Origin of the sequence: Marinobacterium iners, from assembly GCF_017310015.1 — a bacterium.
Lineage (GTDB): Bacteria > Pseudomonadota > Gammaproteobacteria > Pseudomonadales > Balneatricaceae > Marinobacterium > Marinobacterium iners.
In genome coordinates this window covers 2,619,411-2,634,482 of record NZ_CP022297.1, presented here as the reverse complement: position 1 = coordinate 2,634,482, position 15,072 = coordinate 2,619,411, and the positions used below count along the sequence as shown (strand labels likewise).

The 15,072-nt window shown below is 57.1% G+C and carries 11 protein-coding genes; 8 read left to right on the top strand and 3 right to left on the bottom strand.

Annotated elements, in window-relative coordinates; translation table 11 throughout:
- Positions 1-3: 3 nt before the first annotated feature.
- Complete coding sequence (locus CFI10_RS12685; protein ID WP_206834974.1) at positions 4-1,494, bottom strand: aldehyde dehydrogenase family protein; 1,491 nt, start codon at positions 1,492-1,494, stop codon at positions 4-6.
- A gap of 424 nt (positions 1,495-1,918) precedes the next feature.
- Between CFI10_RS12685 and peaA the strand changes: the two genes are divergently transcribed.
- From peaA to CFI10_RS12660, 5 genes are all read left to right on the top strand, one after another.
- A complete protein-coding gene (peaA, locus tag CFI10_RS12680; protein ID WP_206834971.1) occupies positions 1,919-3,508 on the top strand; it encodes a quinohemoprotein amine dehydrogenase subunit alpha in 1,590 nt (529 codons plus the stop codon).
- A gap of 72 nt (positions 3,509-3,580) precedes the next feature.
- Complete coding sequence (gene peaB, locus CFI10_RS12675) at positions 3,581-5,011, top strand: quinohemoprotein amine dehydrogenase maturation protein (protein WP_206834968.1); 1,431 nt, start codon at positions 3,581-3,583, stop codon at positions 5,009-5,011.
- Between the two features lies 1 nt (position 5,012).
- Positions 5,013-5,339 carry a quinohemoprotein amine dehydrogenase subunit gamma gene (qhpC, locus tag CFI10_RS12670; protein WP_206834966.1) on the top strand — a complete coding sequence of 109 codons (327 nt, stop codon included), beginning with the start codon at positions 5,013-5,015 and terminating at the stop codon, positions 5,337-5,339.
- 18 nt (positions 5,340-5,357) lie between these two features.
- Complete coding sequence (gene peaD, locus CFI10_RS12665) at positions 5,358-6,482, top strand: quinohemoprotein amine dehydrogenase subunit beta (protein WP_206834963.1); 1,125 nt, start codon at positions 5,358-5,360, stop codon at positions 6,480-6,482.
- Positions 6,483-6,588: 106 nt separating this feature from the next.
- Positions 6,589-7,917: an alginate export family protein gene (locus tag CFI10_RS12660; protein WP_206834960.1), complete on the top strand. Its 1,329-nt coding sequence runs from the start codon at positions 6,589-6,591 to the stop codon at positions 7,915-7,917.
- Positions 7,918-7,973: 56 nt separating this feature from the next.
- On the opposite strand, the gene CFI10_RS12655 is transcribed toward CFI10_RS12660, so the two are convergent.
- Entirely contained in the window at positions 7,974-8,486 is a 513-nt protein-coding gene (locus tag CFI10_RS12655; protein WP_091826668.1) for a Slp family lipoprotein, read from the bottom strand.
- Between the two features lie 104 nt (positions 8,487-8,590).
- On the opposite strand from CFI10_RS12655, the gene CFI10_RS12650 reads away from it, so the two are divergent.
- The 3 genes from CFI10_RS12650 to CFI10_RS12640 all read left to right on the top strand — a co-directional run bounded on the left by CFI10_RS12650 (position 8,591) and on the right by CFI10_RS12640 (position 13,513).
- Positions 8,591-10,552 carry a sigma-54-dependent Fis family transcriptional regulator gene (locus CFI10_RS12650; protein ID WP_206834957.1) on the top strand — a complete coding sequence of 654 codons (1,962 nt, stop codon included), beginning with the start codon at positions 8,591-8,593 and terminating at the stop codon, positions 10,550-10,552.
- A gap of 157 nt (positions 10,553-10,709) precedes the next feature.
- Entirely contained in the window at positions 10,710-12,023 is a 1,314-nt protein-coding gene (locus tag CFI10_RS12645; RefSeq protein ID WP_206834954.1) for an alginate export family protein, read from the top strand.
- A gap of 74 nt (positions 12,024-12,097) precedes the next feature.
- Positions 12,098-13,513, top strand: coding sequence for an aldehyde dehydrogenase family protein (locus CFI10_RS12640; RefSeq protein ID WP_091826663.1), 1,416 nt, complete (start codon positions 12,098-12,100; stop codon positions 13,511-13,513).
- Between the two features lie 100 nt (positions 13,514-13,613).
- Here CFI10_RS12640 and CFI10_RS12635 read toward each other — a convergent pair whose 3' ends face one another.
- Positions 13,614-15,005, bottom strand: a complete 1,392-nt coding sequence (locus CFI10_RS12635) for an MFS transporter (protein WP_206834951.1) — start codon at positions 15,003-15,005, stop codon at positions 13,614-13,616.
- Between the last annotated feature and the right edge of the window lie 67 nt (positions 15,006-15,072).

Here is a 15,072-nt window from a genome sequence, read left to right as displayed (position 1 = left end):
TGATTAAACCTTCATCAGCACCGACTTGAGCTCGGTGTAATGCTCGATGCAGGCAGCTCCCATTTCACGGCCAAGGCCGGATTGCTTGAAACCGCCAAACGGCAGGGACGGGTCCAGTGCCGTGTGACAGTTGACCCACACGCTGCCGGACTTGATACGGGGAATCATGCGATGGACCGCCGACAGATTATTCGACCAGATGCTGGCCCCCAGGCCATACTGGCTGTCATTGGCAATTCTGACTGCCTCGTCGATGTCATCAAACGGCATGGCCACCAGTACCGGGCCGAAGATCTCCTCCTGTACCAGTGTTGAACGCTGATCCACATCCACCACCACCGTGGGCTGGATGAAGAAGCCGGGGCCCTGACGGTCACCACCGGTGGTGATTCTGGCACCCTCGGCCAGCCCTTTCTCGATAAAGCCGTGCACTCGCTGCTGCTGCACGGCGGAGACCAGCGGCCCCATTTCGGTGTTCGGGTCCAGTCCGTTACCCAGACGAATCCGGCCTGCGATATCGGTGATATCTGCCACCAGATTGTCGAACAGCTTGCGCTGCACATACAGGCGCGAACCGGCACAGCACACCTGTCCCTGATTGAAGAAGATCGCATTGGCGGCCCCTGCGGCGGCCTCCTGCGGATCGGCGTCTTCCAGCACGATGGTGGGTGACTTGCCGCCCAGCTCAAGGGTCACCCGTGTCATGTGGTCCATGGCGGCCTTGCCGATCAGCTTGCCGACACCGGTCGACCCCGTAAAGGTCAGTTTGTCCACATCGGGATGTGATGACAGGGCTGCACCGGCATCACCGCCCAGGCCCGGGACAACGTTCAACACCCCGGGCGGATAGCCCGCTTCCAGCGCCAGTTCACCCAGTCGCAACGCGGTCAGGGGGGTATCTTCAGCCGGCTTCAGTACGACGGTACACCCTGTCGCCAGCGCCGGGCCGAGCTTCCAGCAGGCCAACAGCAACGGGAAGTTCCAGGCCACGATAGCACCCACCACCCCGACCGGCTCACGCCGGGTGTAACCGTGGAATTGGGCGCCGGGCATGAAGGGAACCGATGGCTGTACACAACTGCCCTCGATTTTGGTTGCCCAGCCGGCCATGTAGCGAAGGAAATTGACGGCCAGCTGGATATCGACTCCCTTGGCGATGGCGACGCTCTTGCCATTGTCGAGACACTCGATCTCGGCCAGCGAGTCGGCGTTGGCGTCGATCAGATCGGCAAAACGCCACAGCAGGCGTTCGCGCTCGACCGGTGTCATGCGGCTCCAGCTGGAGTCCTCGAATGTCTGGCGCGCCGTTGCGACGGCCTGATCAACATCAGCGGCAGTCCCACAGGCTACCTTGGTGAAACACTCTCCGGTGGCGGGGTTGATCACATCAATCTCCCTGCCTTCGGAACCTGCAGGGCGCTGATCGCCAATCAGCAGAGGGTGGCGGCGGCTGATGAAGGCCTGAGTATCAGAGTGAAGGGCAAACTCCGTCATGGTGAACCTCTTATCGTTGTCGTTGAGTCTGTCTCCCCTGTATCGCAATGGCTGTGCCAGTTTTGATTAAATCCTAACTTAATGAAATTGAATGGTTTTCTATGTGTGTACCTATGTTCTTGCTGTTTTGGCCTGTCGCAGAATGAGACAGCTGTCTGAATCTGATTCAGCCCGCTACTCCGGCGTCAGGCCCCGAAAATGGGCGTCTGTCTCAGGATGAAACAGGTGTCGCGATATTAAACAGATGACGCTGCCTGGCTGGCGGGGTCGAAAGTCGTAATATTTCACTCAAGTGACTGTTTTGTTTTGAAAAGATGAACTTGGCACAGGCTGTGCTAGCTCCTTTGTGACTCAACATTGACCTGGATCTCGACGGGCGTCCCGACAGATGCCCCTTGCAATGACCACAGAAGGAGGTCGGACCTTGAATACAACAACTCTGAAACCGCTGGGCGGGGGGCTGCTGGCATTGGCGCTGGCGGTGAGTGCTCAGACGGCCATGGCCAACGACAGTGCCGAGCAGATTATCAGCAGCAAGTGTCTGGCGTGCCACACCCAGGAGGCTGACCAGCAGTGGAGCCGTATCAGCCATCAACGCAAAACGCCGGAAGGTTGGTTGATGACAATTGCCCGCATGCAGATCATGCATGGCCTGCAGATCAGCGATGAAAACCGGCGCACGCTGGTGAAATATCTGGCAGACCGGCAGGGGCTGGCACCGGAAGAAACCGAAGGAGCCCGCTATGCACTTGAGCGTCGTCTGAATACATCCGAAGCGTTCGATTCACAGGAATTTACCGAGATGTGTGCCCGCTGTCACTCAGGAGCACGTGTGCTGCTGCAGCGTCGGCCCGCTGAAGAGTGGGAGCATCTGGTTCACTTCCATCTGGGCCAGTGGCCTACAACCGAATTTCAGGCGCTGGCGCGTGATCGGGATTGGTTCGAGCTTGCGCTGAATCAGATGGTGCCGCATCTGGCTGAAGCCTTGCCCATGGAATCCGCAGCCTGGGATCAATGGCAGCAGCAGTCGGCAGCGCCGGTCAGCGGTGGTTGGACGCTGGTGGGCCACATGCCGGGTCGTGGCGCCTTCCATGCCGAGATGAAGGTCATGCCCGCAGAGGGTCAGGATCAGTATCAAGTCAGCCTCAGTGGCCAGTATGACGACGGCGCTCCCATTCAGGGGCAGGGCATGGCGGTGGTGTATACCGGCTATGAGTGGCGTGCGGATCTTGAGATCGATGGGCGCGCCATGCGACAGGTGTTTGCGCTGCGTAATGGGCAGCTGGAAGGTCGCATGTTCCTGCGTGATCACGATGAAGTGGGGGCTGATGTGGTAGCGGCGCGTGCCGATGGCAACAGCCGGGTACTGGCACTGCAGCCGGCTTACATCAGGGCGGGCAACGAAGCTGAGGTCAGCATTATCGGTACAGGTCTTAAGGGCATGCCGGTATTGGGCCAGGGCATTGATGTTATCGAGGTGATCAGTGAAAGCGACAGCCTGATCAAGGTACGTGCCAGAGCATCCGAGGCCGCCTCGGGCATTCATGAGGTGAGTGTGGGCGACGCTCAGGGCGGGCGCTTTGCTGTCTATGATCGCATCGCTCAGGTGAAAGTGGTGCCGGAGTTTGCCGTGGCCCGTGTGGGTGGTAATGGCAGCTCAACACCGAAAGTGGAGGCTCGTTTTGAAGCTGAAGCCTGGGCCGTTGGGCCGGACGGCAAGCCCGGTACCGACGATGACTACCGCATCGGCATGATGCCTGCGCAATGGGCAGTGGCGCCATTTGATGAAGTGGCCGAGGCTGATGGGGATGTTCGCTTTACCGGCCAGATGAACCCGGATACTGGTGTATTCACGCCAGCCGCTGCGGGTCCCAATCCTGAGCGACGCATGATGACCAACAACGCCGGTAACCTGAAAGTACAGGCAACGGTGATGGATGGCGGTGACACACACAATGCCGAAGGGCAGATGATTGTGACGGTGCAGCGCTGGAACAACCCTCCGATCCCCTGACAAATGCCTGATGGCAGAGAAGGGGGGATGCCTGCAGGCATCCGGATGGCAACCTAACAGGGGAGAACAGACATGGGCGCTGTACTCAATCTGGTGGAACACAACCTGCATGAAGTGCAGGTCGGGGATACCCGCATGTTGTTCCACATACCGTCCAGTTCGCTGTTTGCGCTGGACAACCTGACGTCGGACATTCTCGATCGGCTGCGCGGACAGGAACACTCCGCCGAAGCGCTGGTGGCCGAGCTGAGCAACCGTTTCACGGAGCAGGAGATTACCGAAACGGTGCGAGAGCTGCTGGCGCTGGAGCTGGTCAATGATGGCCGGCCGCTGACGGATGAAATCGGTACCCGCCGGGTTGATCAGTTTCCACTCACAACCGTGGTACTGAACGTCAATACTGGCTGCAACCTCAGCTGTACCTACTGCTACAAGGAAGACCTGGATATCCCGTCCGCCGGTCGCAAGATGGAGCTGCAGACTGCAATTGATTCGGTGGAGATGCTGCTGCGCGAATCACCCGACGAAGAACGCTACACGGTGGTGTTCTTTGGCGGTGAGCCGCTGAGCAACCGGCCGCTGATTGAAGCGATGGTGGACTACTGCGAGCGCCGCTTTGCCGAACTGGGCAAACAGCTCGATTTCGTCATGACCACCAATGCCACACTGCTGACCGATGAGATCATCGACTGGCTCAATGCCCATCGTTTCGGTCTGTCGGTCAGCATGGATGGCCCCAAGGCGATTCATGACAAAAACCGTATCACCGTGGGTGGCCAGGGTACTTACGATGTTGTGCGTCGCAAGGCGTTGAGGCTGCTGGAGCGGTACGACTCACGTCCCATCGGAGCGCGTGTCACGCTGACCCGTGGCACCACAGAGGTGGAGCGGATCTGGGATCACCTGTTCAACGAGATGGGCTTTTCCGAGGTGGGCTTTGCACCGGTTACCTCTGGCGACATCAGCAGCTATAACCTCAGTTCAGAAGAGTTGATCGAAGTGTTTGCCGGCATGAAACGCCTTGGTCAGCGCTATCTCGATGCGGCACTGGAGCACCGCAATATCGGTTTCTCCAACATGCATCAGCTAATCACCGACCTGCACGAAGGCCATAAAAAGGCCCTGCCCTGTGGCGCCGGCCTGAAAATGCTGGCGGTGGATCATGAGGGGGAACTCAATCTTTGCCATCGGTTCACCGGGTCCGACATGCCGACGTTTGGCAATGTGAAAACCGGTGTCCAGCAAGTGGAGCTGGGGGACTTTCTCTCCAAGCGGCTCGATCGAACCGATACCGGCTGTGCCAGCTGCCGTATTCGCAACCTGTGTTCAGGCGGCTGCTATCACGAAAGCTATGCCCGCTACGGGGATCCCACTCATCCAACCTATCACTACTGCGACCTGATGCGAGACTGGGTCGACTTCGGCATCGAAGTCTACAGCCGCATCATGGCGGCCAACCCCGCCTTCATAGACCAGTACATCTCGCCGCGGAGGGCGCACTGATATGAAACATCTCAAAGCGATCAACAACAAGGCCCAGCTACTCACTCAGGCCGTGGCCGACGACAGTGTGGAAGAGGTCGTGGCCATGAGTTCACTGGCAGGCTGTACCGCCACTACCGACCCGGGCTGGGAGATCGATGCCTTTGGCGGCGTAACCTCGCTGTGCCAGCCGATGGAAGCCGATTTGTATGGCTGTGCAGACCCCTGCTGGTGGCCTGCACAGGTGCCGGACATGATGAATACCTACCCGGATTGGAACAAGGACGCCATGAACTCGAAAGACGACTGGCGCAACCTGGGTACCGTGTTCCCGAAAGACAAGAACTAAGCCGAGGGTGACCTGATAATGGACAACAAGCGATTTACATCTCTGATCCCGGCGGCGGCACTGGTGTTGGGCACCACGCTGTCCGGTGCCGTGCTGGCCAAGGGGCCGGCACTCAAGGAAGGCAACGAATACATGATCGTGGCCAACTACCCCAACAACATGCATGTGATCGACCTGCAGAGCGACAGCCTCTACAAGAGCTGCGATCTGCCGGATGCATTTGGCCCTGGCGTGACTCAGATGGCCCCGGATGGAAAAACAGCCTATATCCTCAACAACCGCTATGAGGATATCTATGGCATTAATCTGGACAACTGTGACATTACCTTCCATGCCAAAATGTCATTGCAGAAGAACGAACGTACCAAGTCGATCTTCTCGTTTACATTGAGCCCGGATGGTTCGGAGCTGTATGCAGTACAGAACCCCACCATGCTGAACCGCGACCACTATCGCGTTCAGCCGGCTCGCCTGGCGGTGTACGACACCAGTGCGGGGCTTGATGCCAAACCGGTTCGTACCTTTCCGTCACCGCGACAGGTGACCGTAATGCAGACCGGTGCCGATGGTACGCTCTACATGGCCGGGGCCGACATCTACAAGGTGGATGTGAACACCGGTGAGGTCGGAGTTGCCATTCCCAGCCGCAATTGGGAGCGTCCGCTCTATGCACCACCGGATGTCCTGAACGCTTGGCCGATACAGGCCCCGTCCAAGGATTTCACCATCCTCTACACCACTGCGAAGTTTCAGGATGAAAGCTACAACCTGGACACGGCTGACTGGATCTATGGTTTCATGAATATCAACCTTGAAACCGGTGAGACCGAGACAACGGATTTTGGTCCGATCACCGAGATCTATTTCAGTGGCGTACGCTCGCCCAAGGACCCGAACCTGGTGTTTGGCGTACTTAACCGTCTGGCCAAATATGACATCGAGAAAAAGGAGCTGATCGCCGCCGCCGAGCTGGATCATTCCTACTACTGTGTTGCCATCAACCACGAAGGTTCCAAGATCTATCTGGGCGGCACATTCAATGACGTAGCAATCTACGATGCCGACAGCATGGAAAAGCTGGGCAACATCCAGCTGCCCGGTGGCGATATGGCGATCTCCACTTCACAGGTTTTCATCCGCTGATTTCATCATTCCCCTGTCTGCACTCATGGCCTGACCGGGTTTGCCCGGACGCAAGTCCGGGCCCTTTTCCGGTGCCAAAAGACAGGAGTATCAGGAGTACTGCAGAATGACAAAGACGATCCTCGCGGCCACGGTGGCTGCACTGATGTCGGCGCACGCGTCGGCCTACACGCTTCACAGTGAAAATGGCACTGAGCTGAACCTTGATATTGAAGCGGTGTTCGGTGTCTTCACCAGTGAAGAAAACTATGGGCTGGGTGCCAAAACTGAAGGCGGCGGCTCCGACTGGCAGGAAGGCTACATCAAGTATGGTTTCTCCGGCAGCCATGCCTACCCGTCAGGGGTCAGTGTTTATGGAGGCCTCAATCTGGTGAGTTCAGGCACCTGGGGTGACGGTGATGCCGGCGGCTTTACCACGGGCAATGAAAGCGAAACGGATCTCGAAGATGCCTATGTGGGCTGGCGCTCCGGCAGTCTGATCTCGGCATTGGGTGATGATGGTCTGGAGTTCTCATTCGGCCGCCAGAACTTCTCCATTGGCGATGGTTTCCTGATCAATGGCGATGCCCTGAACCTGGGTGATGCGCTTAATGGCGGTGGCTACGATTTTGACCGAGGTGGCGCGTACTGGCTGGCAGCGCGCAAGGCGTTTGATCGCACTGCTATCGCGCGTATCGGTGGTGCCGAAGGCTTGCGTGCCGACCTGTTCTGGATTAAGTCAGACAACCCGGCGCAGGCGATGACCGAGCTGGCCGGTATCAACGCCGAGTATGTGATGCCTGAAGGCACCGTGGGCGTGGCTTATATTGAAGGCTTGGGGGTCAATGACAAGTATGCTCAGGCACTGGGTTATACCCACCGTGACGGTCAGCAGACCCTGAGCCTGCGCTATCAGGGCAATGCGGGTGTCGAGAACCTGTTTTTATCCGGTGAGCTCGTGACTCAGGATCAGGGCGACAATACGCGCAAGGATGGCGATGCATGGTATGTGGAAGCGGGCTGGACCTTTGCCGACATGCCTTGGTCACCCAGCGTGAACTACCGTTACGCCACTTTTGACGAAGGCTTTGATCCGCTGTTCTTCGGTTTCAACCGAGGTTACGGCACCTGGTTCCAGGGTGAAGTGGCTGCCAACTATGCAGGCCCCTTCAATTCGGATACCGATGTCCATCATATCGGGATAAAAGCCAGTCCAACCGAGATGCTGAGTCTTGGCGCACTGTTTTTTGATTTCAGTGATACCGCTGGGGGCTCCGGAGCCCTGGACGGACAGGAACTGGATCTTTATGCCGAGTGGGTGGTCACACCCAACCTGGTCATAAGCCCGCTGATCGGTTTCTACACGCCTGATAACAGCAGCGCCAATGGCGGCAGCCAGATCGGCACAGACGACACCAATGTCTACGGCCAGGTGATTGCAATCGTACCGTTCTGATCGAGGTTGGGAACGGATGCAGCTGAAGGGCAGGGCGGGAAACCGCCCTGCCTGAGCTACTTTGCAGGCACGACAATAATGGGCCGCATCATGAAGGGGCTGCTGAAAAACGGATCACAGTCACAATGCACCGGCGGATCCTTGATTTCGGGCCAAAGGTGTATCTGTTCTGATTCCAGTGTCGGGAACGCATACTCCTGCTCGCCGACCTTGCCCTGCTTGATGCCGGTAAAGGTGCCCAGCGCGGTTACCAATCTGCCGGGCGCATAAATGGCTGGGTCGATAAAGCCTGGTACCAGAATTCTGAAGCGACCACCGCTTTTATCCGTTTTCAGCGGACGACCGCTGGCATTGAGTGAAAACTGAACCACCTCCAGCTGGCTACCCTGCTGCAGGTTGCTGACATGGGCAATCTCGCCACCCCAGCGGGCGGCTTGGCCATGAGTTATTACGGTAGAGGCCTCAGAAAACGGCAATAGAGCCTGATCAGGCCCTGAGCGCAAATCGGATGGGACCGTCGCGCAGCCATTGATGAAAAGGACGATAAAGACAAGCATTAAACGGTTCATGGGGGCTCCTGTGAACACTGGCCTGTATATTGCTTTGTGACAGTAAGAGAGCGGCGAGAGGTTTGCGCCTCGACTGTCTTTGGCGTATACAGGAGTGACAATTTATGTCGATAGTATATCCGGAAAATAACAATAAAGAGGCCGGAAACATGGCACCCCGTTTACGTCAGGATCTGATCAGTGATCCCGTTCATGCCGCCCGCGTTGCCCGTGAGCGGCTGCAGCAGGAGGGAGAACTCCCCTGTGGTTATCTGCGTGATGAAATTGAAGCTTCTTGGCGGCGCAGCCTTGATGCAGGGCTGACCAACTCCAGTCAGTCGCAGCAGTTGATTGACGAGGTCAACGACCTGAAAAGATTTCGTCAGCAACACGAGCTGCTTATTCATGCAGCCATGCCCGAAATAGAGCAGCTGGCGCACCAGTTTGGTGATCAGGGGCTGATCATGCTGGCCAATTCGGATGCTCGCATTCTGGCGCTTGAAGGCAGTGATGACATCATCACACCCTCAAGGCAGCTGGCGTTGCGTCAGGGCGTTTCCTGGAGTGAAACACACCGAGGAACCAACGCCATCGGTACCGCCGTCATAGAACGTCGTCCCATCCTAATCAACGAGGAAGAGCACTTTCTCGATACGGTATCTCATTTTTCCTGCACGTCTTCCCCTCTGATTGATGCGAGCGGTCAACTGATTGGTGTATTGGATCTGACACGCATCGGTCGCAACAGCCAGCCTCAGGATACACTGGGAGTCGTACAGCTGGCTGCCCGCAGCATCGAGGGGCGTTTGTTCGCGGGTCAGTACCAGAATCAGATCGTACTGGCTTTTCATACCCGCCAGCAGTATTTGCGCTCGGCATGGCAGGGATTGGTGGCGCTGGATGAGGAAGGTCGCCTGCTGGCCATCAACGAGCAGGGCTGTCAATTGTTGGGCCGCAGCCGTGAACAGATCGTCAACCGGACGCTGGATGAGCTGGTGGGAGAAAAGATCGGTGTTCTGCTTAACACCTGTATGCGCCAACGTATCGCCTCTTTGCAAACCCGGGCGGGTGAGCTGTTCTGTGAGCTGCTGCAGTTTCCCAAGCGTCTGACCGGGTTGGCCCCCAACCTCAAACCCGGCACTGCTCCTGCAGCAGATAGACAGCCCCGTCCGCTGGAGTGCTTTGCGGCCGGTGAGCCCAGGCTGCAGCGCTCCATGACCATGGCTGTAAAGGCGCTGGATCAGGATATCCCGGTGCTTCTCAGTGGCGAGACAGGCAGTGGCAAGGAGGTGGCAGCACAGGCCTTACACCGTAGCAGTGCCCGCGCAGGAGAGCCCTTTGTAGCGGTCAATTGTGCCGCTATTCCTGAAGGGCTGATTGAATCCGAGCTGTTCGGCTATCGGGAAGGGGCGTTTACGGGCTCTCGCAAGGGTGGCATGGTTGGGCGCTTCCAGCAGGCGAATGGCGGGACTCTGTTTCTGGACGAGATCGGGGATATGCCGCTGTCACTGCAGGCTCGCCTGCTGAGAGTGCTGCAGGAGCGTAAGGTGGCTCCATTGGGTGGTGCCGAGGAAGTGGTACTGGATATTGCGTTGATCGGCGCGACGCACCGTAATTTAAAACAGATGGTGGCAGAAGGCAGTTTCCGTGAGGATCTGTACTACCGTCTGAACGGTGTCTGTGTTCGGCTGCCGGCACTGCGTGAGCGTAGTGATTTTAAAGGTCTGTGTGAACGTTTGCTGAGTCAGTTGGGTCGATCCGAAGTTGGCATTGAGCCGCAGCTGCTGCAGCAACTGTCCGAATATCACTGGCCGGGTAACGTGCGCCAACTGGAAATGGTACTGAAAGTGGCGTTGGCCTTTATGGAGCCTGAAGAAACCCGCCTGAGTGAAGATCACTTGAGTGATGAGTTCCTGGATGAACTGGTGCACGCTCCCGCTCCTTGTGGCACATTGCAGGAAACTCAGGAGGCGCTGATTCGTCAGGCATTGGAGCAGCAGCAAGGCAACGTCACGGCGGCCGCCACCGAGTTGGGGATCAGTCGTGCCACGTTGTATCGACGCATGAAATCCCTGGGTCTGGCCTGATATTTACAACTTGTTACAAAAGGGTACAAGTTCACACAATAAACACGAAACTGGTTTACAGCGGCGTTCTACGCTTAGTGTCGTTAACAATAATACACAGCGTAGACACGGTAGCTGGACGTCCGGCTATCGGACATGTTCCCAAGGAATCACGCCCATGAAAAATCAGATCTTCCGTCGCACTTCCGGATACCTGCTGACGGCTGCCGTTGCGGCAGGCCTGTCAGCTTCTGCTTCTGCCTATACCCTTCACAGTGAAAACGGCACCGAACTGAACCTCGATATCGAGGCGGTGTTCGGCGTTTTTACCAGCAAAGAGAGCTATGGTTTGGGTGCTAAAACCGACCCGGGTCGTTCCAGCTGGCAGGAAGGTTATATCAAGTATGGTCTGTCCGGCAGCCATGCCTACAGCTCCGGTGCCAGTGTATTTGGTGGTTTGAATCTGGTCAGCTCGGCAACCTGGGGCGATGGTGATGCCGGTGGTTTCACATCAGGTGATGAAAGTGAAACGGATCTTGAAGATGCATACGTGGGCTGGCGCTCCGGTAGCCTGATCCCGGCATTGGGTGAAGATGGTCTGGAGTTTTCTTTTGGCCGTCAGAATTTCTCCATTGGTGACGGCTTCCTGATCAATGGCGATGCGCTGAACTTCGGTGATGCACTTGGACCAGAGCTGGATCGTGGCGGCGCCTACTGGCTGGCCGCACGCAAGGCGTTTGACCGTACTGCCATCGTGCGTGTCGGCGGTGCCGAAGGAATGCGTGCCGACCTGTTCTGGCTGGAGTCTGACAACGTAGCTCAGTCCAAAATGGAACTCGCGGGTATTAATGCCGAGTATGTGATGCCGGAAGGCACCTTTGGTGTGGCCTACATTGAGGGCCTGGACGTCATGAATGGTGGCGCGACACATCGTGACGGACAGCAGACATTGAGCTTGCGCTATCAGGGCAACGCCGGTGTTGAAAACCTGTTCCTTTCCGGTGAAATCGTCACCCAGGATCAGGGCGACAATTCTCAGGCAGATGGTGATGCCTGGTATGTAGAAGCAGGCTGGACCTTTGCCGACATGCCCTGGTCGCCGAGCGTAAACTACCGCTATTCCAGCTTCGACGAAGGCTTTGATCCGTTGTTCTTCGGCTTCAACCGTGGTTACGGCACCTGGTTCCAGGGTGAAGTGGCGGCCAACTATGCCGGTCCGTTCAACACAGGAACTGATGTTCACCATGTAGGTGTGAAAGCCAACCCCACAGAGATGCTGAGTGTCGGCGCCCTGTACTTCAATTTCAGCGATACCGATGCAGGTTTCATGGACGGTCAGGAACTGGATCTCTATGCCGAATGGGTGGTGACACCAAATCTGATCGTGAGCCCGCTGGTCGGCTTCTACAAGCCTGACAGCAGCGCCGGATCACAATTGGGTGGTAACGACACCAACGTCTACGGTCAGGTGATTGCGATCGTTCCGTTCTGATTTATGCCAGGCATTTGAACAACACACAGCCGGTGCCTGCATCGGCTGTGTCATCTGTAGACAAAGGATTTTTTATGCAGACTACATTTTCACTCTTCATCAACGGTCAGGCGGTACAGGGTGACCGTGATGCCTTCCCGGTGATCAATCCGGCGACCGAAGAGGCCTTTGCGGATTGTCCGGCTGCTTCGCCGGAGCAGGTGGATCAGGCGGTTGCGGCGGCTGCTGAAGCGTTCAAGACTTACCAGCACACGCCCGATGCCGAGCGAAAGGCGATGCTGCACAAGATTGCCGATCTGATCGAGGCCAATGCAGAAGAACTGGCACGGTTGGTGACCCTTGAGCAGGGCAAGCCCCTGGCACTGGCGCAGATGGAAGTCGGCGGCGCCATCGGCTGGACTCGTTATACGGCTGATCTGGATATCCCGGTCAAACTGATCGAAGACAGTCCTGAGCGTCTTGTTGAATTGCACCGCAAGCCGCTGGGTGTGGTGGGGTCGATCACCCCCTGGAACTGGCCGCTGATGATTGCGGTTTGGCACCTGATGCCAGCGCTTCGTACCGGTAACACCTTCGTGTCCAAGCCGTCCTCATTTACGCCGTTCAGCACACTGAAACTGGTTGAGCTGATCAATCAAGTCGTGCCCGCGGGCGTGGCCAACATTGTTACTGGCGAGGGCGGTATCGGCCGAGCCATGACATCTCATCCCAACATTCAGAAGATTGTCTTTACCGGCTCCACCCCGACTGGTCAGGACATCATGCGCAAGGCGGCCGATAACCTGAAGCGCCTGACGCTTGAACTGGGTGGCAATGATGCCGGTATCGTGTTGCCGGATGCCGACCTGGACAAGGTGGCGCCTGCCATCTTCCAGACTGCATTCCTCAACATGGGACAGACCTGCGCCGCGCTCAAGCGTCTGTACGTGCATGAATCTCAGTATGACGATCTGTGTCAGCGTCTGGCCAAAATCGCATCCGAGCAGAAAGTTGGCCCAGGGCTGGACGAGGGTGTGACCTTTGGTCCGGTACAGAACAAGGCACAGTTCGACCTGGTGTCTGAGCTGGTCGAAGATGCCAAGGCGCAGGGTGGACAGATTCTGTCTGGTGGTGCTCCACTGGCTGGTGCCGGTTACTTCTACCCGCCAACCATCGTTGCAGGCCTGAGTGATGGCGTGCGTCTGGTGGATGAAGAACAGTTTGGCCCGGTACTGCCGGTGGTTCGCTACAGCGATATCGACGATGCAGTGGCCCGTGCCAACAATAACGTCAACGGTTTGGGTGGCTCTGTTTGGGGCACCGATATCGAGGCGGCACGCAAGGTGGCATCACGGCTTGAGTGTGGTACTGCCTGGATCAACAACCATGCTGAAGTCTTGCCCCACTGCCCCTTCGGTGGCTGCAAGATGTCCGGTTTTGGTCTGGAGTTTGGCGAAGAAGGACTTTTGGAATACACGGCTCCGCAACTGCTCAACATCAGCCGCGGCTGATTTTTTCATCATCTCACTTCAAAGTTCAACGCTACGGAAGTGCTTCCGGGGGCCTCGGCCCCCGGCTTTTTCCCTTCATTGACCTCGCTTCTACCAGCTTCTACCTGACCTTGCCACGTGACCAGGACCGCCATCCGGCCATCAAGGCATAGCCACAGCACAATACAAACGCCAGCTTCAACAGATTCATCAAGGCCGGATACTGCTCCGGTGTAATCCTTTCATTGCCAAGCATAATGTTGAACAGGAATACCACAACGGCCATCCCCAACATGTTGCCCAGCGTGCGGGAGATATTCAGCAGTGAGGAGCCGATGCTGAGCTTTTCAGTGGGTACCGCACTGAGGGCGCTGTTGTTATTGGGCGACGAGAACAGACCAAAGCCGGTACCCATGACCAGCAGCGCAATGATGACGTGCATATTGCCACTGTCCTGATCCAGCATAGCCAGTATAAGAAAGCCAGCTGCAAACATCAGGCAGCCCAGAGTGGCCGGTATTCGAGGTTCAAAATGGTCCGAAAGGCGACCGGCAAAAGGTGCCAGCAGCGCCATCATCATCGCCTGCAGCAGCATCAGCTGACCGGCCTCGGCCGGCGACAGTCCGCGGATATACTGCAGATACAGACTGAGCAGGAACTGCAGCGGATAGTTGGCGGCATACATGAAGAAGCAGGCCTGAATGGAGCGGAAAAAGATCTTGTTCTGCACCATGCGCCGCAGACGAATCAGTGGGTGAGGTGAGTGTTCCTGCTGATACACAAACCCGGCCAGCAACAGCAGGCCACACAGTGCCAGCAGGCCGCCATTGATGGTGGGCAGCTCTGCCAGGCCAACAAAAAACAGGCTTGAGGCCGCGATAAACAGCAGGCTGCCGATCCAGTCCAGCCGCTCATCCACCTGCCGCTCGGTTTCACTCACATGACGCCAGACCAGAAGGGCACAGATCACGGCAAGCGGCAGTGGTGCCAGAAACACGGCGTGCCAGTCCCACCATTCTGTCAGCCAGCCGCCGATGGGTGGCCCGCAGGTCAGCCCCAGATAGACCGATGTGGACGTTAACCCCAGGGCCATACCGCGACCGTGATTAGCAAAGACCTGTGACACAATAGCCATACCGGTGCCGAAAATCATGGCACCAGAGATCCCCTGCAGCAGACGCACCAACAGCAACCATCCGATGCTGTCGATGATGATTACCGCCAGTGAGCTGAGAGTAAACAGCAGCAGTCCGCTCAGGAATACCCGCTTGCGTCCGATCATGTCAGCGATACGACCCGCCGGGAGCTGCAGGGCGATGGCACCGAGCAAATTCATGGTTGGAATCCAGCTGACCAGTACCGCATCAGCGCTCAGATCCGCGGCAATGGCCGGAAGAGCGACGTTGACGGAGGACATGTTCAACGGCATCAGAAACGTTGCGACACAGATGCTGATCAGCGTGAGCCAGCGCACTGAGGCTGACTCATACGCAGAGGGTTGAGACGCGGTCATCGAGAGTTCCTGTTCTTCATGGACAACAGCTTTATTCTAATCTGCCCATGCCTGGTCTGTAACGGTT

Coding starts and splice junctions, on each gene's coding strand:
- CFI10_RS12685 (WP_206834974.1), bottom strand. CDS start 1,494: ATGACGGAGTTTGCCCTTCACTCTGATACTCAGGCCTTCATCAGCCGC.
- peaB (WP_206834968.1), top strand. CDS start 3,581: ATGGGCGCTGTACTCAATCTGGTGGAACACAACCTGCATGAAGTGCAG.
- qhpC (WP_206834966.1), top strand. CDS start 5,013: ATGAAACATCTCAAAGCGATCAACAACAAGGCCCAGCTACTCACTCAG.
- peaD (WP_206834963.1), top strand. CDS start 5,358: ATGGACAACAAGCGATTTACATCTCTGATCCCGGCGGCGGCACTGGTG.
- CFI10_RS12660 (WP_206834960.1), top strand. CDS start 6,589: ATGACAAAGACGATCCTCGCGGCCACGGTGGCTGCACTGATGTCGGCG.
- CFI10_RS12655 (WP_091826668.1), bottom strand. CDS start 8,486: ATGAACCGTTTAATGCTTGTCTTTATCGTCCTTTTCATCAATGGCTGC.
- CFI10_RS12650 (WP_206834957.1), top strand. CDS start 8,591: ATGTCGATAGTATATCCGGAAAATAACAATAAAGAGGCCGGAAACATG.
- CFI10_RS12645 (WP_206834954.1), top strand. CDS start 10,710: ATGAAAAATCAGATCTTCCGTCGCACTTCCGGATACCTGCTGACGGCT.
- CFI10_RS12640 (WP_091826663.1), top strand. CDS start 12,098: ATGCAGACTACATTTTCACTCTTCATCAACGGTCAGGCGGTACAGGGT.
- CFI10_RS12635 (WP_206834951.1), bottom strand. CDS start 15,005: ATGACCGCGTCTCAACCCTCTGCGTATGAGTCAGCCTCAGTGCGCTGG.